We start from the raw sequence: 20,723 nt of genomic DNA, 5'->3' as shown, positions 1-20,723 counted from the left end.
CCGCGCGCATGACCTTGCTCTGGATCAAGGGCTGCCCAACCACCCCCGTAAAATCCCGGGTTTTGCCCAACCGCCCTCAGCAAGGAAAGCCCCGGCCATGACAGCAACGACCGCCTCCCCCACCCTCATGGCCAACGCGATCCGCGCCCTCGCGATGGACGCGGTGCAGGCGGCCAACTCGGGCCACCCGGGCGCCCCCATGGGCATGGCCGACATCGGCGTGGCGCTGTGGGCGCGTCACCTCAAGCACAACCCGGCCAACCCGCACTGGGCCGACCGCGACCGCTTCGTGCTGTCCAACGGTCACGGCTCCATGCTGATCTATGCGCTGCTGCACCTGACGGGTTATGACCTGCCCATCGAGGAGCTGCGCCACTTCCGCCAACTGCACAGCAAGACGCCGGGCCACCCCGAGGTGGGCATCACCGCCGGCGTCGAGACGACGACGGGCCCGCTGGGTCAGGGCGTGACCAACGCCGTGGGCCTGGCCCTGGCAGAGAAGCTGCTGGCGCGGGACTTCAACCGTGACAAGCACGTCATCGTTGACCACCACACCTACGTGTTCCTGGGCGATGGTTGCCTCATGGAAGGCATCAGCCATGAGGCCGCCTCGCTGGCTGCCGCGTGGAAGCTCAACAAGCTGATCGCCATCTACGACGACAACGGCATCTCCATCGACGGCCAGGTCGCGCCCTGGTTCGGCGACGACACGGCCAAGCGTTTCGAGGCCTACGGCTGGAACGTCATCGGCCCGGTGGATGGCCATGACGTTGATGCCGTGGACAAGGCCATCGCCAAGGCCAAGAAGAGCGCCGACAAGCCCACGCTCATCGTCGCCAAGACGGCCATCGGCAAGGGCTCGCCCAACCGCGCCAACACGGCCAAGGCCCACGGCGAGCCGCTGGGCGCCGAGGAGATCAAGCTCACCCGCGAAGCCCTGGGCTGGACCCACGAGCCCTTCGCCATCCCGGCCGACGTCTACGCTGCCTGGGATGCCAAGGCCGCCGGCGAGAAGGCCGAAGGCCTCTGGGACGAACGCTTCGACGCCTACGCCGAAGCCCACCCCGAGCTGGCCGCCGAGTTCCAGCGCCGCATGGCCGGCGTGCTGCCCGCGGACTTCGCCCAGGTCGCCGTGGACGCCGTCGTCAAGGCCCATGCCGAGGCGCAGACCGTCGCCAGCCGCAAGGCCAGTCAGCTCGCGCTGGAAGCGTTCACGCTGAAGCTGCCCGAAATGCTGGGCGGCAGCGCCGACCTGACCGGCTCCAACCTGACCAACACCAGCTCGACGCCCAACCTGCGCTTCGAGGCCAACGGCACGCCCAATAACGGCCGCCACATCAACTACGGCGTGCGCGAGTTCGGCATGGCCGCCATCATGAACGGCATCGCGCTGCATGGCGGCTTCATTCCCTACGGCGGCACCTTCCTGACCTTCAGCGACTACAGCCGCAACGCCATCCGCATGGCTGCGCTGATGAAGACCCGCGTCATCCACGTGATGACGCACGACTCCATCGGCCTGGGCGAGGACGGCCCGACGCACCAGTCGATCGAGCATGTCGCCAGCCTGCGCCTGATTCCGGGTCTGGACGTCTGGCGCCCGGCCGACACGACCGAGACCGTCGTCGCATGGACCATGGCCCTGGGCAACGCGCAACGCCCCAGCCTGCTGGCGCTGTCGCGCCAGAACCTGACGTACTCGCCCAAGACCAACGTCGACGAGGTCGCCAAGGGCGCCTACGTGCTGGCCGAGCCTGCCAAGGGCAAGCCCAAGGCCGTCCTCATCGCCACTGGCTCCGAGGTGCAGCTGGCCATGGCCGCCAAGGCATTGCTGGCCGAGGAAGGCATCAAGGTGCGCGTCGTCTCCATGCCCTCCACCAACGTCTTCGACCGCCAGGACAAGGACTACAAGAAGCACGTGCTGCCCAAGGGCCTGCCGCGCGTGGCCGTGGAGATGGGCGTCACCGACTTCTGGTGGAAGTACGGCGTGGATGCCGTCGTGGGCATCGACACCTTCGGTGAATCGGCCCCGGCAGGCGTGCTGTTCAAGCACTTCGGCTTCACGCCGGAGAACGTCGCGGCGACCGTGAAGGCGGTGCTGAAGAAGAAGTAAGCCGCCGGCCTGCCCGCGCAGGGGCCGAGGACCGGGCCCTGCGTCGCGTCAGGTCCTTCGCACGCGCGCAGTTGCGGCGTGCCGGATCTGCGCTACAACCTCCACCTGTCCGTAATGTTAGGAATGGAGGGCAGGATGCGGCATGCTTTCATCGCTGCGCTGTTGTGCGCGAGCGCGCTGGGCGCGTCGGCGCAGACGGAGAAGGTGATCCTCAGCAAGGCCCAGCGGCTGGAGTGCCTGGTCAAGCCTTCCAGTGCGCCGCGCTACCCGCGGCGCGACGAGCTGGACCTAGGCCAGGGGGCGATGCGCGTGCTGCTGAAGTTCAGCCGGCCCGACGGCGCGCCCGAGGTCCAGGTGCTCTTCAACAGCGCCCGCGAGGCCATGCAGGACCAGGTGCACGACTACGTCGGCGCCTACCGTCTGCCCTGCCTGGGGCCCGACGACGGCACGGTGACCGCAGTGCAGGACTTCCTCTTCGACGGCAGCGACCGCGATCCCGTCACGGTGCCCGAGCCGACGAGGGCGGACGCGTCGGCGCACTGCATGGTTCTGCCCCGCTTCGACATGCAGTATGGCGGTGGCCACAGCAAGTACCGCGTGGAGCATGTGCGCATCGAGGCCACTTTCGCTGGCGTCGGCGATCAGCCGCCCGAGGTCCAGGTGGTCTTCGCGCGAGCGTCCAACCGTTTCGAGCAGGCCGTGCGCGAACGGGTCGCGCAGTACCGCATGCCGTGCCGTACGGCCAAGGACAAGCCGTTCACGATGATGCAGCAGTTCACCTACTCTGGCAGTGGCCAGCGCTTCGGCCTCACGCGTGACCGCTTCCCGCTGATGGAGTTCCTCGGCCAGACCCGGGAACCCGGCAAGCTCAAGGCCCGCTTCGACCTGCGCACCATGGGCTGCCCGTTCAGCGTCGACTTCATGCTTGGCGGCGGGGCCGTGGCGCACGAGGCTAGCGTGAATGGCCCGATCGACCCGAACAAGGTGGCCTTCCTGCGCTGGCTCGAAGGCCTGCAGATCAGCTTCGCGTCCCGGGAGGTGGCGGACGACTTGTTCGGCACGCAGCTGCAGATCGACGTCCCCTGCGGCCTGCTCGATCTCCGGGGCGAAGCCAGCTGAAATCAGGACGAAACCTGCCCGGCGTCCGAATCGCCGAGAATCCCGCCCGCGCAGAATTTTTCATCCTCTGGAGACTCTTCCATGACCATCAAGATCGGCATCAACGGCTTCGGCCGCATCGGGCGTATGGTGTTCCGTGCCGCCGTCGCGAATTTCAAGGACATCGAGGTCGTCGCGATCAACGACCTGCTGGAGCCCGACTACCTGGCCTACATGCTCAAGTACGACAGCGTGCACGGCAGGTTCGACGGCGAAGTCTCGGTGGACGGCAACACGCTGGTCGTCAACGGCAAGAGGATCCGCCTGACCGCCGTGAAGGACCCGTCCGAGCTGAAGTGGGCCGAGGTCGGTGCCGACATCGTCATCGAGGCCACGGGCATCTTCCTGGACAAGGCCGGCGGCGAGAAGCACCTGGCCGCGGGCGCCAAGAAGGTCATCTTCTCGGCCCCGTCCAAGGACGACACGCCCATGTTCGTGTTTGGCGTGAACCATGCCAAGTACGCCGGCGAGGCCATCATCTCCAACGCCTCCTGCACGACCAACTGCCTGGCCCCGCTGGCCAAGGTGCTGAACGACAAGTGGGGCATCAAGCGCGGCCTGATGACGACCGTGCACGCTGCCACCGCCACGCAGAAGACCGTGGACGGCCCGAGCAACAAGGACTGGCGCGGCGGCCGCGGCATCCTGGAGAACATCATCCCCAGCAGCACCGGCGCCGCCAAGGCCGTCGGCAAGGTCATCCCCGAGCTGAACAAGAAGCTGACCGGCATGAGCTTCCGCGTGCCCACCAGCGACGTATCGGTGGTCGACCTGACCGTCGAGCTGCTCAAGGATGCCAGCTACGAAGAGATCTGCGCCGAGTTCAAGGCCCAGAGCCAGGGCGCGCTGAAGGGCGTGCTGGGCTACACCGAGGACAAGGTCGTCGCGACGGACTTCCGCGGTGACCCGCGCACCTCCATCTTCGACGCCGACGCCGGCATCGCGCTGGACGGCACCTTCATCAAGCTGGTGTCCTGGTACGACAACGAGTGGGGCTACTCGAACAAGTGCCTGGAGATGGTTCGCGTCGTCAACGGCTGAGCATCGCCGGCGACAGCGCCCTGACAGCCCCGCCCCGGCGGGGCTTTCTGCTTTCTTGCAGCGGGGTCATCCGCATGCGGGCGTCATGGCGCTCCCCTAAACTGGCCAGTCCTTTGGCCCCTGTGCGTTCGTCATGAAGTCTCTGCGCCCGCTGTTCGTCGCCACCGCCCTGCTGGCGTTGCCCTGGGCCGCTTCGGCACAGGTGGAGGAGGCCCGCGTCATCGTGCGCTTCAAGCCGCAGGCCGACAGCGTGCGCGCCAAGGCGCTCAGCGTGCGCGCCACGGCCACCGAGGCGCGCGACGTGGCGCAGACGCGCGCCGCCGCGCTGGGCCTGCGCACCGGGCAAAGCCTGGCCGCCGGCATCAGTCTGGACGAGCGCACCCACGTCGTTCTCGCCCGAGGCATGAGCAGCGCCCAGCTCGCGCAGAAGCTGGCCGCCGACGCCGAGGTGGAGCTCGTGGCTGTGGACCAGCTCCGCAAGCACACCAAGCTGCCCAACGACCCGTTGTTCGGTGGCGCCACCGTGAACGCCGAGTCCACCGTGGGCGGTGTCCAGGCCCGCACCATAGACCAGTGGTACCTGAAGGCGCCGGGCAGCGTGACCAATCCGGCGGCGGTATCCAGCATCAACGCGCCGGCGGCCTGGGACGTGACGACCGGCACCGGCAGCGTCATCGTCGCCGTGCTGGATACCGGCGTGCGCCGCGACCACCCGGACTTCGGCAACGCCGACGGCGCCAGCCAGTTCGTCAGCGGCTACGACATGATCGGCACGCAGTCGTCCTCTGCCGGCAGCGTCGCCACCGCGATCGCCAACCGCCCGGCCGGCGCCGACCTGACGCTGGCCCTGGACTACGGCGACTGGGTCAGCCAGGCCGACATCAATGCCGGTACGCTGGGCAGCAGCTGCACCAGTGCCGACATCAGCAACAGCTCCTGGCACGGGACCCGCGTGTCCGGCCTCATCGCCGCCGCCAGCAACAACGGCACCGGCATGGCCGGCGTGGGCTGGGGCCTGAAGATCATGCCGGTGCGCGTGCTGGGCAAGTGCGGCGGCTACGACAGCGACATCATTGCCGGCATGAAGTGGGCCATGGGCATCAACGTGCCCGGCGTGCCGACCAATGCCAACAAGGCCAAGGTGCTCAACCTCAGCCTGGGCGGGTCGGGCAGCTGCGGCACCACGGGCACCGGCGCCCTCTACCGTGACGCCATCACCCAGGTCAATGCCGCGGGCGGCGCCATCGTCATCGCGGCCGGCAACTCCGAGGGCCAGGCCGTGGGCCTGCCGGGCAACTGTCCGGGCGTCATCACGGTGGCTGCACTGCGGCACGTGGGCACCAAGGTAGGCTTCTCCAGCCTGGGCCCCGAGGTGACCGTATCCGCTCCGGGCGGCAACTGCATCAACACCGGCAGCAACCAGGCCTGCCTCTACCCCATGGTGAGCACCACCAACGCCGGCACGACGGTGCCGGTGATCGGTGACGCCTCCTACACGGGCAGCGGCGCCTCGGTGGGCACCAGCTTCTCGGCGCCCATCGTCAGCGGCATCGTGGGCCTGATGGCCTCGGTACGGCCGGGCCTGACCTCTGCCGAGGCGATACAGATCCTGAAGAGCACGGCGCGGGCCTTCCCGACCACCGGCGGCACGGCGGGCATACCGCAGTGCCAGGCGCCCGGAAGCACCGTGCAGGACGAGTGCTACTGCACCAGCAGCACCTGCGGCGCCGGCATGGTGGATGCGGCCGCTGCCGTGGCTGCGACGGTGGCGCTCAACGGTGTGGGCGTGGCCATCACGCAAAGCCCCGCCAGCGGCCTGACCGCGGGCCAGACGCTGACGCTGACCGCTGCTGCCAGCGGCCTGCCCAGCGGTCGCTCGGCGGCTTCCGTCGCGTGGACGCTGGTGAACGGCGGCGGCATCGTCACGGCCTTCGCCTCCGGCGCCAACACCGCCACGGCCACCATCACTCCCACGGCGGCGGGCAGCTTCACCGTGCGCGCGGACGTGACGGACAACGCGGGCGTCGTCTACAGCCAGACGGCGACCATCAGCGTCGCCGCGGCCACGACAACGACATCGCAGACCCCAACGACCAGCAGCAGCGGCGGCGGCGGCGCCGCAGGTGCGGCCTGGCTGGCCGGCCTTTTGCTGGCCGCGCTGGCGCTGCGGCGCTCAGCCGCCCGCCGAGGCTGCTGACGCGGCCGGCGCCGCGCTGCAGGCCTTGAAGCCGGCGGCCAGGGCCGCATCCTTGCTCGCCCTGAGCTTGGCAGCCAGCAGGCCATCGGCCTGGGCGATGACGAGGTTGTGGCGGTGCACCGGCGGCTTCAGCACCAGCACCCGCAGACCCTTCAGGCCGCGCTTGTCCAGGGCCGCGGCGGCGGCCGTCGCTTCGGCCTGGCCGGCATGCCGGCTCAGCACGAAGGCGGGCTGCTCGTCGGGCAGGCCCTCCAGCGGCTCGAAAGCCAGGCGCAACTGCTTGTAGGTGGCTTCCTTGCGGGCGCGGAACTCGGGGTCGGCGAGCTTGATGGTCGCGACGGCCCACACGCCCGGCAACTCGCTGCTGTGCACCTGGGCCTCGGCGCCGGCTGCCTTCAGCGCGGCCTGGGCGGCCGCGAGGGCCGCGTCGCCTTCGAGGGGACCCAGCTCCAGGCAGCTGCGCTGGGCCAGGGCTGCGGCGGCGCTGGCGGCCAGCGGCTGGATGCGTTCCGGGTGCTGCTGGGCCGCCAGGCGCTGGGGCTCGCGGCTGCCCTGGGCGGGCAGGCCGGTCACGGCGTCCAGCCAGCCGCGCGACCAGATGAAGAAGAGGGCGTTGGCCGCCAGCAGCACGATGACGAGCACGCGCATCACGGTTGGGTCTCCAGTCTCAAGCTCACTTCGCCACCGTTGACGGCAACGAGGCCGGCTTCGGTCTCCAGCAGCAGTTCGCCCTGAGGGCCGACGCCGCGTGCGATGCCGGGCTGCTCGCCCGCACGCACGCGCCGGTTCAGCATCAGGTCGCGCCGCGCGAACGCACCCTGCCATGGCGCGAAGCCCAGCGCCTCGAAGTCCGCCAGCAGTGCGTTCAGGGCGGGCGCGAGGCGGTCCAGCGTCGTCCCGGCCGTGGCCTGCGGGTCCAGCGTCTGCAGCGCCGAGTGGCCGGTCGTGAAGGCGCTGCGGTCTGCGTCAGCCGGCAGCGGCCTCAGGTTGAGGCCGATGCCGATGACGACGCCGCGGCGTTCATGGGGCAGCGGTACGGTCTCGATGAGGATGCCGCAGAGCTTGCCGCCGTCCAGGAAGACGTCGTTGGGCCACTTCAGCTGGATGCGCGCACCGCCCGGGTCGAGCACGTCGGCCACCGCGCAGCCGATGGCCAGCGACAGGCCGGAGAGGTCCAGCGCGGCGGGCATGGGCCTGGCGATGGAGAAGGTCAGCGCGGCCCCTTCGCCCAGGGCCTGGCTCTGCCAGGGCCGGCCGCGCCGGCCGCGGCCGGCGGTCTGGCGGTCGGCCGAGACCAGCAGCGGACCGCCGCCGTCGCGCAGATGGGCCAGCGCCTCGGTGTTGGTCGAGCCGCATTCGGCGAGGTGGCGGCGCTCCATCGGTTCAACGACGCTTGGGCGCCAGCATCGTGCCGCGGCAGCCCGGCGCGCCGCACCAGCAGGCGAACTGCTTCTTCACCTTGGCCGTATGGCGCTCCTCGAGCACCAGGCCGTAGTCGTAGAACAGCTCCTCGCCGGGCCGCAGATCGCGCAGGGCCTTGATGAAGACGCGGCCGTCCACCTCGTCGGCCTCGCAGTTGGGCTCACAGGCGTGATTGATCCAGCGCGCGTCGTTGCCGCCATACAGCGCGTCGATGACGAGGCCGCCGTCGATGTGGAAATAGAAGGTGTGGTTGGGCTGGCTGGGGTCGTGCGGATGCCGCTCGACGGCCTGTTCCCAGGTGATGCGCTCACCCGTGTACTCGATGACCTCGGCGCCAGCCGCGATGGGGGCCACCGCATAGACGCCGCGGCCGTGCACGCCGGATTCACGGACTTCGATCTTGCGGCGAGGGGTTTTGGCGGTCATCGGCGCTGTGGTACGGTGATTTCATGGGTGCGCGCGTGCGTAGGCGTGCGCGCGAGGCCCGGATTGTAGGCAGGGGATTTAGAGCCCCTGCGTTAGGGAAGACCGAGAGACACGACCTCATGAGCAAGACTCTGATCATTGCCGAGAAGCCCTCTGTTGCGCAGGACATCGTCCGCGCGCTGACCCCGGTGGCGGGCAAGTTCGACAAGCACGACGACTTCTTCGAGAACGAGCAATACGTCGTCAGCTCGGCCGTGGGCCATCTGGTGGAGATCGCAGCGCCCGAGGAGTTCGACGTCAAGCGCGGCAAGTGGAGCTTCGCCAACCTGCCCGTCATCCCGCCGCACTTCGACCTGAACCCCATCGACAAGAACAAGGGCCGGCTGAACGCGCTGTCCAAGCTGATCCGCCGCAAGGATGTGACGGCCCTGATCAATGCCTGCGACGCGGGCCGCGAGGGCGAGCTGATCTTCCGGCTCATCGAGCAGTACGCGCAGCCCGCCAAGGGCAAGCTCAACAAGCCCATCCAGCGCCTGTGGCTGCAGTCCATGACGCCCGCGGCCATCCGCGAGGGCTTCGAGAAGCTGCGCAGCGATGCGCAGATGCTGCCGCTGGCCGACGCTGCGCGCTGCCGCTCCGAGGCCGACTGGCTGGTGGGCATCAACGGCACGCGCGCCATGACGGCCTTCAACTCGCGCGACGGTGGCTTCTTCCTGACCACCGTCGGGCGGGTGCAGACGCCCACGCTGTCCATCGTCGTGGAGCGCGAGGAGAAGATCCGCAAGCACGTCGCCCGCGACTACTGGGAGCTGCGCGCCAACTTCGACGCCCAGGCTGGCCAGTACGAAGGCAAGTGGTTCGACCCGGCCTGGAAGAAGAACGACGATGTCGAGCGCCGTGCCGACCGGTTGTGGACCCAGGCCGAGGCGGACGAGATCGCCAAGGCGGTACTGGGCCAGCCCGCCACGGTGACGGAAGAGAGCAAGCCCAGCACCACCAGCTGCGGCGCGCTGTACGACCTGACCACGCTGCAGCGCGAGGCCAACTCGCGCTTCGGCTTCTCGGCCAAGACGACGCTGTCCATCGCACAGGCGCTGTACGAGAAGCACAAGGTGCTGACCTACCCGCGGACCGACTCGCGCTTCCTGCCCGAGGACTACCTGGCGGTGGCCAAGGACACCGCCAAGATGCTGGCGACCGAGGACCTGCCAGGGCCGCTGGCCGCGCTGTCCGGGCACGCCGCCAAGTCGCTGAAGGAAGGCTACATCAAGCCCACCAAGAAGGTGTTCGACAACGGCAAGGTGTCGGACCACTTCGCCATCATCCCGACGCTGCAGGCGCCCAAGGCGCTGACCGAGGTGGAGGCCAAGCTCTACGACATGGTCGTCAAGCGCTTCCTGGCGGTGTTCTTTCCGCCGGCCGAGTTCCTGGTCACGACGCGGATCTCCAAGGTGCTGGACAAGCATCATTTCCAGACCAACGGCAAGGTGCTGGTGAAGCCGGGCTGGCTGGCCGTCTACGGCAAGGATGTGGACGACGAGGACGCGAATCTGGTGCCGGTGCAGCAGGGCGAAGTCGTGCGCACCGAGAGCGTCGACGTGAAGGCGCTGCAGACCAAGCCGCCGGCGCGCTACACGGAAGCCACGCTGCTGTCTGCCATGGAAGGCGCGGGCAAGCTGGTGGAAGACGACGAGCTGCGCGAGGCCATGGCCGAGAAGGGCCTGGGCACGCCGGCCACGCGCGCCGCCACCATCGAAGGCCTGATCACTGAAAAGTACATGCTGCGCGAGGGCCGCGAGCTCATCCCGACAGCCAAGGCCTTCCAGCTGATGACGCTGCTGCGCGGCCTGGACGTGGAGGACCTGACCAAGCCCGAGCTGACCGGCGACTGGGAGTTCAAGCTCTCCGAGATGGAGAAGGGCCGCCTCAAGCGCGAGCAGTTCATGGCCGAGATCGCGGCCATGACCGAGAAGATGGTCGCCAAGGCCAAGGGCTATGACCGCGACACCATCCCCGGCGACTACGCGACGCTGAAGACGCCATGCCCCAAGTGCGCCGGCATCGTGAAGGAGAACTACCGCCGCTTCACCTGTACGGGCAAGAGCGGCACGGGCGACGACGCCTGCGGCTTCTCCATCGGCAAGATCCCGGGCGGCCGCAGCTTCGAGCTGCACGAGGTGGAGACCTTCCTGCGCGACAAGAAGATCGGTCCCCTGGAAGGCTTCCGCTCCAAGGCGGGCTGGCCCTTCACCGCCGAGCTGGCGCTGGTGTTTGATGACGAGATCGCCAACTGGAAGCTGGAGTTCGACTTCGGCGAGGACGCCAAGAAGGCCGAGAACGACGGCGAGCCGGTGGACTTCTCGGCCCAGGCCTCGCTGGGCGCCTGTCCCAAGTGCAAGGGCCATGTCTACGAACATGGCGCCAACTACGTCTGCGAGCACTCGGTCGGCGCCCACGTCACCTGCGACTTCAAGACCGGCAAGGTCATCCTGACCCAGCCCATCGAGCCGGCCCAGGTGCACAAGCTGCTTGCAGACGGCAAGACCGACCTGCTGGAGAACTTCGTCTCCAACAAGACCCGGCGCAAGTTCAAGGCCTTCCTGGCCTACGACAAGAAGGAAGGCAAGGTCGTCTTCGAGTTCGAGCCGCGCGCCGCCAAGGCGCCGCCGGCCAAGAAGGCAGCAGCGAAGAAGACGACCTCCAAGGCCTGACGGTGCGGCCTTATGCTCGCCGAATGGGCCTGAGCAGGCCAAACGGGGAGGGCAGGGGATGGCGTTGACGCCGATCAACATCGGGATACAGACACGCCTGACGGCCGGCATTGCGCTGGTCGCGAGCCTGCTGGTGCTGGCGGTCGGCTGGTACTGGACGACGCACGAGGAGGCCGAGCTGATGGCCGGGCTGAACCAGCGCGAGGCGCGCATGGCCGGCCTCATCGAGCGTGGCTTCGCCGGCCCGATCTGGAACCTCGACCACGTCGCCATCGAGAACCTGCTCGACGCCGTCATGGCCGATCCCGAGGTGCAGGCCATCGAGCTCAGGGGCCTGGGCCTGCGCGGTGGCCTGGCGCGGCGCGGCGCGGAGCTGCCGGTCGACGCACCGCTGCGGCGCGAGTTCGCCGTCACCTACCAACCCGCTGCCAATGGTGAAGGCACGCAGGTCGCTTCGGCTGTCCTCGTCTTCTCGCGCGAGCTCGTCGACGAGCAGATCCAGCGCACGCGGCTCTTCGTCGTCGAGCTGCTGGCGGTCGTCGTCGTCGGCATCGTCATCGCCAGCTCGCTGCTCGTGCACTGGCTGGTGCGTCGGCCGGTGCACAGGCTCGGTGCCCTGGCCCAGCGCGTTGCCAAGGGCGACCTCGGCGCGCAGGCCACTGTCGAGCGCACCGACGAGATCGGCGAGCTGACGATGCGCTTCAACGCGATGAGCCTGAAGCTGCGCAGCGCTGCCGACCAGGTGCAGCTCAGCTCCGAGGGCCTGCGCGCCAGCGAAGCCCGCTACCGCAGCCTGTTCGAGAACGCCACCGAAGGCATCTTCCAGGCCGATGCCCAGAGCCGCGTGCTCGGCATGAACCGAGCCCTGACGCAGATGCTGGGGCTGGGCCAGCAAAGCCCTGTCGGCCAGCGGTTGCGCGAGCTGACCGGGATCGCGCACGACGAGATGCAGCGCGTGGCCGCCGTCATGAACGAGCAGGGCAAGATCCAGCAGGCCCAGCTGCAGCTGCGCGGTGCCGATGGCCGGCCGCTATGGGTGGAGCTGAGCGCGCACTGGGTCGAGGCCGAGGGGGCCGGGGGCCAGCGGCGTATCGAGGGCATGGTCAGCGACATCTCGCAGCGCCGCCAGGCCGAGGCCGAACTGGCCCGCCACCGCGAGCATCTGGAGGAACTCGTCAACGAGCGCACTGCCGAGCTCAGCGAGGCCAAGCTGCGTGCCGAGGCCGCCAACCAGGCCAAGGGCCGCTTCCTGGCGACCATGAGCCACGAGTTCCGCACGCCGCTGAACGCCATCCTCGGCTTCACGCAGCTGATGCAGATGGACGCCGCCATCCCGCCCGGCCAGCAGGCCAAGCTGCAGCTGATGCGCGACTCGGGCCTGCACCTGCTGGAGCTCATCAACGACGTGCTGGACATGGCCAGCATCGAGGCCGGCAAGGTCAGCCTCAAGCCCACCGCCGTCGACCTGCGCGCGCTGCTGGACATGGCCAGCGACAGCGTGCGCCTGCGTGCCGAGCAGAAGCACCTCGCCTTCGGCCTGGACGTCGATCCCGCCCTGCCTCATCTCGTCATGGTGGACGGCCAGCGCCTGCGTCAGGTGCTGCTCAACCTGCTGTCCAACGCCGTCAAGTTCACCGACAGCGGCCGCGTCCAGCTTTCGACCCGCGTCATCGAGCAGGAGCGGACGCACGTGCGACTGCTGTTCTCGGTGGTGGACAGCGGCATCGGCATGACGCCGGCCCAGCAGGCACGGCTCTTCCAGGCCTTCGAGCAGGTCTCCGACGCGTCGCGTCACCTGGGCGGCACCGGCCTGGGCCTGTCCATCAGCCAGCAGCTCGTGCGCCTGATGGGCAGCCAGATCCTCGTGCAGAGTGCGGCCGGGCAGGGCAGCAGCTTCGAGTTCGAGCTGAGGCTGCCGCTGGCCTGAACCTATGACCTGGGCGATCGCCTTCAAGCTGCTGGCCATTCTGGTGGCCGTGGCCATAGGCTGGATCGTCGGCCGCATGCGCTGGCTGGGCGGCGGGAAGGCGGGCAGCCAGCCGGGGGAAGAGGGCGACCCGGCGCGCGTGCTCGCCAATGCGGCCTTCTACATCTTCGTGCCGGCGCTGCTGTTCCGTACCACGGCGCGGCTGGACACGTCGACGCTGCCCTGGGCCTTCCTGTTCGCCTTCTTCGTGCCGGTGCTGGCCGTCGTCACGCTGATCTACCTGTTCGAGCGCTGGCGCCGCAAGCCCGGGGAGGCCGTGACGGCGCCCAGCGTCAAGGCCATCACGGCCGGCTTCGGCAATACGCTGCAGGTGGGCGTGCCGGTGGCGGCCGGCGTGTTCGGCGAGCAGGGGCTGGCCATCCACATCGCCGTCGTCAGCCTGCACTCGCTGACCATCCTCACCCTGCTGACCAGCCTCGTCGAACTCGACGTGGCCCGCGAGCGCGGCTCGCGCAGCTTCCGCGCGACGCTGCTGCAGACAGTGCGCAACACCATCATCCACCCGGTCGTGCTGCCGGTGCTTGCCGGCCTGAGCTGGAACGCGACCGGCTGGGCCCTGCCCGCGGTGCTGGACGAGGTGCTGCAGAACCTCGGCACCGCCGTCGTGCCGCTGTGCCTGACGCTGATCGGCATGTCCCTGGCCTACTACGGCTGGCCCAAGTCCTGGCGCGGCCTGTCCGGCCTGGTGTCGGCCAAGCTGCTGCTGATCCCGGCCGTCGTCTTCGGCATCGCGCACTGGGGTCTGGGGCTGCAGGGCCTGCCGCTGGCCGTCATCGTCATGCTGGCTGCGCTGCCGACCGGCTCCAACGCGCTGATCTTCGCCCAGCGCTACCGCACGCTGGAGGCCGAGGTCACGGCTGCCACCGTGCTGTCCACGGTGCTCTACGTCGCCACGGCACCGCTGTGGCTGGCGCTGCTGGCCTGGGTTTCTCCATGGTGACTCCCGGCACTTCTGCGCCCTACCGGGCCCGCTGCCCAATGCCCTTCTGTCTTCTCGAGGACCGACACGAATGAATGCTCCCGTCCCCCGCCGCCCCGTCCCTTGCCGTCTCGTCGCGCTGCTGGCCCTGGCCGGTGCACTCTCGGCAGCGCTGCCTGCGGGCGCCGCACCGGCCGCACCGGCTGCGCTGACAGGGGCCGTCAGCACCGAGGCCGGCCAGCTCGCCGTGCGCCAGGAGAAGTTCACGCTGGCCAACGGCTTCGAGGTCATCCTCGTCGAGGACCACCGCCTGCCACTCGTCGCCTTCAACCTCTGGGTGCATGCCGGCCCGCGCAACGAAGCCAAGGGCCAGACCGGCTTCGCGCACCTGTTCGAGCACCTGATGTTCGCCGGCAGCCGCCATGTGCCGCGGGGTGAGTTCGACAAGTTCGTCGACGCCGCCGGCGGCACCGACAGCAACGGCTCCACGAACTTCGACCGCACCAACTACTTCTTCACGCTGCCGTCCAACCAACTCGCGCTGGGCCTGTGGCTGAAGGCCGACATGCTGGGCTGGATGATCGACGAGGTCGACTCCGTCGCGCTGGCCAACCAGCAGGACGTGGTGCGCAACGAGCGCCGCCAGAGCTTCGAGAACCGGCCCTACGGCGTCGTCGAGGAGGCGCTGTACCAGGCGCTGTACCCCGAGGGCCACCCCTACCGGGCCGCCGTGATCGGCTCGCATGCCGACATCCAGAGCATCCAGCTCAAGGACGTGAAGGACTTCGCCCGCACTTACTACCGGCCCAACAATGCCACGCTGGTGCTGGCCGGCGACTTCGATCCCAGGCAGGCCCGCGAGCTGGTGCAGAAGTACTTCGGCACGCTCAAGCCCGGCCCCAAGCCGCCCGAGGTCCACGTCGCGATGCCCGAGATCACGAAGGAGCGGCGTCTCGTCGTCACCGACCGCATCGAGCTGAGCCGCCTCAACCTGGCCTGGCACACGCCGGCCATGTTCGCCGCGGGCGATGCCGAGCTGGACGTTGCCGCCCACGTGCTGGGCGGGGACAAGGCGAGCCGCCTGTACGGCCTGCTGGTGCGCGACAAGCAGCTCGCGCAGAGCGTGCAGGTGTCGCAGGACTCGCAGTCGCTGAGCTCGGTCTTCGGCATCGAGATCGTCGCCCGCCCGGGCGCCTCGCTGGACGAGATCGAGCGGCTCGCCGATGCCGAGATCGCCCGGCTCGCGACGACACCGCCCAGCGCCGCCGAACTCGCCCAGGCCCGCGCCACCATAGAGACCCAGCTGCTGCAGCGCATGGAGAAGGTCACGACGCTGGCCGACCTCGTCAACCACTACAACCAGATGGCCGGCGATCCCGGCTTCGTCGGGCAGGACCTGGCGCGCTACCGCACGATGGCGCCTGCCGCCGTCAGCGCCACGGTGGCGCGCTGGCTGCAAAAGGACCGCCGCGTCGCGGTGCAGGCCCTGCCCGGCGAGCAGGTGCTGCCGCCCGAGGTGCCCACGCCGCCCATGCCGACAAAGGCCGCCAGGAACGAGCGCGAGTCGCTGAACGCCGCCGAGCCCTGGCGCAACAAGCCGCCGGCCGCCGCGAAGTCCAAACCGCTGGTGCTGCCCGCCGCGCAGAGCTTCACGCTGGCCAACGGCCTGACCGTCATCCACTCGCCCAAGCCGGGGCTGCCGCTGGTCAGTGCCAGCCTGGTGCTGCGTGCCGGCCAGGGTGCAAACCCGGCGGAGCGGCCTGGCCTTGCCGGCTTCACGGCGGCCATGCTGCCCGAGGGCACGGCGACACGCAGCGCCCAGCAGATCGCCGAGAGCCTCGCGGCGCTGGGGGCCACGCTGACGGCCCAGGCCGGCAGCGAAGAGGCGCGCGTCGAGTTCTCGGGGCTGAAGGCCAGTGCCAGCGAGGGCCTGGCGCTGCTGGCCGACGTGGTGCTGAACCCCGCCTTCGCGGCGCCCGAGATCGAGCGCCAGCAGGCCCAGCGCCTCGCCGCGCTCGCCCAGGCGCGCGAGCAGCCCGCGCTGCTGGCCAATGTCGTTGGCAACCGCGCCGTCTACGGCGTTGGCCACCCGCTGGCGGCCAACGCGCTGGGCACCGAGGCGAGCATCAGGGCCGTCGACGCGGCCGCGCTGCGCAGCTTCTGGCAGGGCCACTACCGCCCCGAGCGCGCGGCCCTGGTCGTCGCCGGCGACCTGAGCGAGACCGAGCTGCGTGCCCTTGTCGAGCCGCTGTTCGGCGCCTGGAAGCCCAGCGGCGAGGCCGCGCCCGCCACGCCCCTGCCTGCCGCCAGGCCCGTGGCCGCGCGCACCCTGGTCGTCGACAAGCCCGGTGCGCCGCAGACGGCGCTGGCCGTCGTCGCGCCCGGGCCGTTCGCGGCCGCGCCGGACTGGGCGGCCGTGGAGGTCATGAACGCGGCCCTCGGCGGCCTGTTCACCTCCCGCATCAACAGCCAGTTGCGCGAGGTCAAGGGCTACACCTACGGCATCTTCTCGGGCTACGCCATGGGCCGAGAGCGCGGCCAGTTCGGCATCCGCGGCAGTGTGCGCACCGACGTGACCGGCGCCGCCCTGGCAGACATGTGGAAGGAGATCGCCGGCATGCGCGCCAAGCCCATGGGAGCGGCCGAGCTGACGCGGGTGCGCAATGCCCGGCTGCTGTCGCTGCCAGGCTCCTTCGACACCAACCAGGCCGTCGTCGGCGCCTATGCCGCCAACTGGGCCGTGGGCCGCCCGCTGGGTGCCATCGCCGCAGAGCCGGGGCAGCTGGCCGCAGTCACCGCGGCCGCGGCGCTGAAGGCGGCGCGCGACCACCTCGACCCGGCCCAGCTCATCGTCGTCGCCGTCGGCGACAAGGCCAAGATCGTGCCGCAGCTCCAGGCCATCGGCCGCAAGGCCGAGCTGCTCAACGCGGACGGACAGGCCGAGGGGCAGGCCGGGGGACAGCCCCGCCCCTGACATGGCCCGATTGCGCCCCGGCACGGCCGGTGCGAGCATGCCTGCTCGGCCCCCGCCGGGCCTGGAGGACGCATGCATGCTCGCCATCGACTCGCCTCTCGCCTGCTGCAGGCCCTGGCCGCCGCCGGCCTGGGTCTCGGACTCACGGCCCTGGCCGGCAGCACTGACCAGGCCGCTGCCTTCGATCCGCTGCTGAGCGGCCCGGGCGGTGTCTGCGCGCCCCCGGTTGCGGGCCGGCCGGCGCTCCTGCAGGCCCTCGTCGCCGCCACGGCCGCCGCCCCGCGCAAGACCGAGACGGCACCCTTCCAGCCCGCACCCATGAAGGCCGCGCCGGGCGAGGTGCCGGTCTACAAGGACTTGGGGTCCATGAGCTTCAAGCTCGAGCATGTCTCGCCCCGGGTGCAGGCCTATTTCGACCAGGGGCTGCGCCTGGCCTTTGCCTTCAACCATGCCGAGGCCCAGCGCGCCTTCCAGGCCGCGCAGAAGCTGGACCCCGGCTGTGGGCTGTGCTTCTGGGGCGAGAGCCTCATCCTGGGCCCCAACATCAACGTGCCCATGCTGCCAGAGGCCAACGCGCCGGCCTGGGGGCAGTTGCAGCGCGCCGTGCTGCTCAAGGACAAGCTGCCCGCGCGTGAGCGCGCCCTCGTCGAGGCCTTGCAGGCCCGCTATGCCGCCGAGCCGCCGGCCGACCGCGCGCCGCTGGACGCCGCCTATGCCGACGCGATGAAGCGCGTCGCGGCCCAGTATCCCGGCGAGGACCTGATGCAGGTGCTTGCCGCCGAGGCTGCGATGGATACCCAGCCCTGGGACTACTGGGAGGCTGCCGGCGCCCGCCCCAAGGGCCGCACGGCCGACATCGTGGCGATGCTGGAGACCGTGCTCAAGCGCAACCCGAGCCATGCCGGCGCCATCCATCTCTACATCCATGCCGTGGAGGCGTCGACGACACCCGACCGTGCCCTGGCGCCCGCGCGCCGCCTGGCGGCGCAGATGCCCGGCGCCGGCCACATCGTCCACATGCCCTCGCACATCTACTACCGCGTGGGCCTGTACCGCGAGGCGCTGGAGGCCAACCGAGCGGCCATTGCCGTCGACGAGGCCTATTTCAAGAAGTCGCCTTCCGACCCGCTGTACCGCTCGGCCTACTACCCCCACAACATCCACTTCCTGATGGTGTCGGCCCAGATGGGAGGGGCCGCTCGCACGGCCATCGAAGCCGCGGCCAAGCTGGACGAATCCATGGCCAACGACGTCGTCAAGGCCTATCCCATCATGCAGCCGGTCAAGGCCGCGCCCTACACGACGCATGCGCAGTTCAGCCCCCCCGACGTCATCCTGAAGCTTGCGGCGCCGGCGCAGGAGCTGGTACTGGTTCGCGTCATGTACCACTACGCACGCGCCGTGGCCCAGGCCGCCCGCCACGACGTGGCTGCGGCCCAGCAGGAGATCGCGGCCATCACGGCCCTGGAGAACGATGCCGACTTCGCACCATTCGACGCCTGGGGTATCCCGGCCAAGGCCATCGCGCAGACGGCCCGCCTGGTCGCCAGCGCCCGCGTCGCCGATGCCCAGGGCGACCTGGCCGGCGCCGCCGCGGCGCTGGAGCAGGCCGTCGCCATCGAGGACGGCCTGGCCTATACCGAGCCACCCTACTGGTACTACCCGGTGCGTCAGTCCCTGGGGGCGGTGCGCCTGCGCCAGGGGCGGCTGGACGAGGCCGAGAAGGCGCTGCGCGAATCGCTGGCCCGCGTGCGCAACAACGGCTGGGCGCTGGCGGCGCTGGCCGAGGTCTACCGCAAGCGCGGCGACACCTCGGCCGAGCGCAGCACTCGCCAGGCGTTGAGCAAGGCTTGGTTCGGCACGGAGGGCGGACCAGACCTCACCAAGCTCTAGGTCAAGGGGGCTCGACGAAAATGGCGGCCATGAGCCTGACCGCCTATATGGACGACCTCGGCCGCGCCGCCCGCGCCGCCGCCACGCAGATGGCCGCCGCCTCCACGGCCGCCAAGAACACCGCGCTGCTGGCCCTGGCCCGCCGCCTGCGCGAGGCCGGCCCGGCACTCGCCGCAGCCAATGCGCGCGACCTGGCCGGAGCTGGCGAGCTCAGCGGCCCGCTGCGTGACCGCCTCAAGCTCGATGCCAAGACGCTGGCCACCGTGGCCGAAGGCTGCGAGCAGATCGCCGCCATGCCCGACCCCATCGGAGAGATCACCGGCGTGAAGCGCCGCCCCACCGGCATCAGCGTCGGGCAGATGCGCGTGCCGCTGGGGGTGTTCGGCATGATCTACGAAAGCCGCCCCAACGTGACCATCGAGGCCGCGTCGCTGGCCATCAAGAGCGGCAACGCCTGCATCCTGCGCGGCGGCTCCGAGGCCATCCATTCCAATCTGGCGCTGGCCGAGCTGGTCGCCGCGTCGCTGGAGGAGGCGGGCCTGCCGCGCGCGGCCGTGCAGCTGGTCAACACGACGGACCGTGCCGCCGTGGGCCTGCTGATCGCAGCGCCGCAATGGGTGGACGTCATCATCCCGCGCGGCGGCAAGGGGCTCATCGAGCGCATCAGTGCCGAGGCCCGGGTGCCCGTCATCAAGCACCTGGACGGCAACTGCCACAGCTATGTCGACGAGTTCGTCGACCTGGAGCAGGCCGTCAAGGTGGTCGACAACGCCAAGACGCAGAAGTACAGCCCCTGCAACGCGACCGAGTCGCTGCTGGTGCATGCGGCACAGGCCCGCGCCTTCCTGCCGCGCATCGCCGAGGTGTTCACGGCCAAGGGCGTGGAGATGCGCGGCTGCGGCCGCACGCGTGCGCTGGTTCCGCAGGCGGTGCCGGCGACGGAAGAGGACTGGGCCACCGAGTACCTCGCGCCCGTCATCAGCATCAAGGTGGTGGACTCGCTGGACGAGGCGATCAGTCACATCAACCGCCACGGCTCGCACCACACCGACGCGATCCTGACGACCCATCACCCGAGCGCGATGCGCTTCCTGCGCGAGGTCGACTCGGCCAGCGTGATGGTCAACGCCAGCACGCGCTTCGCCGACGGCTTCGAGTACGGGCTGGGCGCCGAGATCGGCATCTCCACGGACAAGTTCCACGCCCGTGGGCCGGTGGGGCTGGAGGGGCTGACGTCAATGAAGTGGGTGGTGCTGGGGCAGGGCGAAGTCAGGAGCTGACCGGCATGACGCCCGGCACGGCGCCGGCGCTGCCGAATGGGTGATGATGGTTGCGGCGTCCGCACCTCGACCCTCGTCCCGACCATGAAGCACTCCCGCCCCGCTCCCATCCTCGCCCCGACCGTCGCGCTCGTGCTCGCCCTTGCCTTCGCCACCGGCCCCACCGGGGCGGTGGCCCAGGCGCAGCCGAGCGTCAGCTTGCCGGTCGATGTGGAGCGCGTGCTGAAGGACTACGCGCGGGCCTGGGAGGCCAACGATCCGGTGGCGCTGTCGAAGCTGTTCGCTGCGGATGGCATGGCCCTGCCCAGCGGCCAGCCTCCCGCCCGTGGCCCGGAGAGCATTCGCAGGGCCTACTCGCAAGGCGCGGGCATGCCACTGCACCTGCGACCGATCGCGTTCGGCGAGTCGGGCGAGCTGGCCTACGTGATCGGCGGCTGGGGTTCGTCGCCGACCCAGCCTGATTTCGGCAAGTTCACGCTGGTGCTGCGCCGGGGCGTCGACGGCCGCTGGCTCATCGTGTCGGACATGGACAACGCCAACGCGCCCCCGCGTCCGCCGCAGCCGGCCTCCCGCCCGGCGGGCGGCTGAGTCGGCCCCAAGTG

General features: G+C 69.8%; 14 protein-coding genes. 11 read left to right on the top strand and 3 right to left on the bottom strand.

The window, feature by feature from the left end; all coding sequences use genetic code 11:
* The first annotated feature begins 97 nt into the window (after positions 1-97).
* The 4 genes from tkt (at position 98) to QM732_RS21205 (ending at position 6,509) form a co-directional block, all read left to right on the top strand.
* Entirely contained in the window at positions 98-2,113 is a 2,016-nt protein-coding gene (tkt, locus tag QM732_RS21220) for a transketolase (RefSeq protein ID WP_415658076.1), read from the top strand.
* A 135-nt stretch (positions 2,114-2,248) separates the two neighbouring features.
* Positions 2,249-3,232 (top strand): hypothetical protein, encoded by a 984-nt coding sequence (locus tag QM732_RS21215; protein WP_415658075.1) that lies wholly within the window; start codon positions 2,249-2,251, stop codon positions 3,230-3,232.
* Between the two features lie 81 nt (positions 3,233-3,313).
* Positions 3,314-4,312 carry a type I glyceraldehyde-3-phosphate dehydrogenase gene (gene gap / locus QM732_RS21210; RefSeq protein ID WP_415658074.1) on the top strand — a complete coding sequence of 333 codons (999 nt, stop codon included), beginning with the start codon at positions 3,314-3,316 and terminating at the stop codon, positions 4,310-4,312.
* Positions 4,313-4,445: 133 nt separating this feature from the next.
* Positions 4,446-6,509, top strand: a complete 2,064-nt coding sequence (locus tag QM732_RS21205) for a S8 family serine peptidase (protein WP_415658073.1) — start codon at positions 4,446-4,448, stop codon at positions 6,507-6,509.
* On the opposite strand, the gene QM732_RS21200 is transcribed toward QM732_RS21205, so the two are convergent.
* From QM732_RS21200 to QM732_RS21190, 3 genes are read right to left on the bottom strand one after another with little or no spacing between them, the layout of a single operon-like run.
* Positions 6,486-7,160, bottom strand: coding sequence for a hypothetical protein (locus QM732_RS21200; protein ID WP_415658072.1), 675 nt, complete (start codon positions 7,158-7,160; stop codon positions 6,486-6,488). The genes QM732_RS21205 and QM732_RS21200 overlap by 24 nt on opposite strands.
* Positions 7,157-7,888 carry a biotin--[acetyl-CoA-carboxylase] ligase gene (locus QM732_RS21195; protein WP_415658071.1) on the bottom strand — a complete coding sequence of 244 codons (732 nt, stop codon included), beginning with the start codon at positions 7,886-7,888 and terminating at the stop codon, positions 7,157-7,159. Before QM732_RS21195 ends, QM732_RS21200 begins: the two co-directional genes overlap by 4 nt.
* Positions 7,889-7,892: 4 nt before the next feature.
* Positions 7,893-8,357, bottom strand: a complete 465-nt coding sequence (locus tag QM732_RS21190) for an SET domain-containing protein (protein WP_415658070.1) — start codon at positions 8,355-8,357, stop codon at positions 7,893-7,895.
* A gap of 119 nt (positions 8,358-8,476) precedes the next feature.
* On the opposite strand from QM732_RS21190, the gene QM732_RS21185 reads away from it, so the two are divergent.
* The 7 genes from QM732_RS21185 to QM732_RS21155 all read left to right on the top strand — a co-directional run bounded on the left by QM732_RS21185 (position 8,477) and on the right by QM732_RS21155 (position 20,709).
* Positions 8,477-11,068: a DNA topoisomerase III gene (locus QM732_RS21185; RefSeq protein ID WP_415658069.1), complete on the top strand. Its 2,592-nt coding sequence runs from the start codon at positions 8,477-8,479 to the stop codon at positions 11,066-11,068.
* Positions 11,069-11,126: 58 nt separating this feature from the next.
* A complete protein-coding gene (locus tag QM732_RS21180) occupies positions 11,127-12,995 on the top strand; it encodes an ATP-binding protein (RefSeq protein ID WP_415658068.1) in 1,869 nt (622 codons plus the stop codon).
* A gap of 4 nt (positions 12,996-12,999) precedes the next feature.
* Positions 13,000-13,995, top strand: a complete 996-nt coding sequence (locus tag QM732_RS21175; RefSeq protein WP_415658067.1) for an AEC family transporter — start codon at positions 13,000-13,002, stop codon at positions 13,993-13,995.
* A 70-nt stretch (positions 13,996-14,065) separates the two neighbouring features.
* Positions 14,066-16,948, top strand: coding sequence for a M16 family metallopeptidase (locus tag QM732_RS21170; RefSeq protein ID WP_415658066.1), 2,883 nt, complete (start codon positions 14,066-14,068; stop codon positions 16,946-16,948).
* A 72-nt stretch (positions 16,949-17,020) separates the two neighbouring features.
* Positions 17,021-18,841, top strand: coding sequence for a hypothetical protein (locus QM732_RS21165; protein WP_415658065.1), 1,821 nt, complete (start codon positions 17,021-17,023; stop codon positions 18,839-18,841).
* A gap of 20 nt (positions 18,842-18,861) precedes the next feature.
* Entirely contained in the window at positions 18,862-20,121 is a 1,260-nt protein-coding gene (locus QM732_RS21160) for a glutamate-5-semialdehyde dehydrogenase (protein WP_415658064.1), read from the top strand.
* Positions 20,122-20,205: 84 nt separating this feature from the next.
* The gene (locus QM732_RS21155; RefSeq protein WP_415658063.1) at positions 20,206-20,709 is read left to right on the top strand and encodes a YybH family protein; all 504 of its coding nucleotides are present in this window, start codon (positions 20,206-20,208) and stop codon (positions 20,707-20,709) included.
* The last annotated feature ends 14 nt before the right edge of the window (positions 20,710-20,723 follow it).

Origin of the sequence: Roseateles sp. (assembly GCF_047654805.1) — a bacterium.
Lineage (GTDB): Bacteria > Pseudomonadota > Gammaproteobacteria > Burkholderiales > Burkholderiaceae_C > Pelomonas.
This window is presented reverse-complemented; position numbering and strand designations above follow the sequence as displayed.

Coding starts and splice junctions, on each gene's coding strand:
- tkt (WP_415658076.1), top strand. CDS start 98: ATGACAGCAACGACCGCCTCCCCCACCCTCATGGCCAACGCGATCCGC.
- QM732_RS21215 (WP_415658075.1), top strand. CDS start 2,249: ATGCGGCATGCTTTCATCGCTGCGCTGTTGTGCGCGAGCGCGCTGGGC.
- gap (WP_415658074.1), top strand. CDS start 3,314: ATGACCATCAAGATCGGCATCAACGGCTTCGGCCGCATCGGGCGTATG.
- QM732_RS21205 (WP_415658073.1), top strand. CDS start 4,446: ATGAAGTCTCTGCGCCCGCTGTTCGTCGCCACCGCCCTGCTGGCGTTG.
- QM732_RS21195 (WP_415658071.1), bottom strand. CDS start 7,888: ATGGAGCGCCGCCACCTCGCCGAATGCGGCTCGACCAACACCGAGGCG.
- QM732_RS21190 (WP_415658070.1), bottom strand. CDS start 8,357: ATGACCGCCAAAACCCCTCGCCGCAAGATCGAAGTCCGTGAATCCGGC.
- QM732_RS21185 (WP_415658069.1), top strand. CDS start 8,477: ATGAGCAAGACTCTGATCATTGCCGAGAAGCCCTCTGTTGCGCAGGAC.
- QM732_RS21180 (WP_415658068.1), top strand. CDS start 11,127: ATGGCGTTGACGCCGATCAACATCGGGATACAGACACGCCTGACGGCC.
- QM732_RS21175 (WP_415658067.1), top strand. CDS start 13,000: ATGACCTGGGCGATCGCCTTCAAGCTGCTGGCCATTCTGGTGGCCGTG.
- QM732_RS21170 (WP_415658066.1), top strand. CDS start 14,066: ATGAATGCTCCCGTCCCCCGCCGCCCCGTCCCTTGCCGTCTCGTCGCG.
- QM732_RS21165 (WP_415658065.1), top strand. CDS start 17,021: ATGCATGCTCGCCATCGACTCGCCTCTCGCCTGCTGCAGGCCCTGGCC.
- QM732_RS21160 (WP_415658064.1), top strand. CDS start 18,862: ATGGCGGCCATGAGCCTGACCGCCTATATGGACGACCTCGGCCGCGCC.
- QM732_RS21155 (WP_415658063.1), top strand. CDS start 20,206: ATGAAGCACTCCCGCCCCGCTCCCATCCTCGCCCCGACCGTCGCGCTC.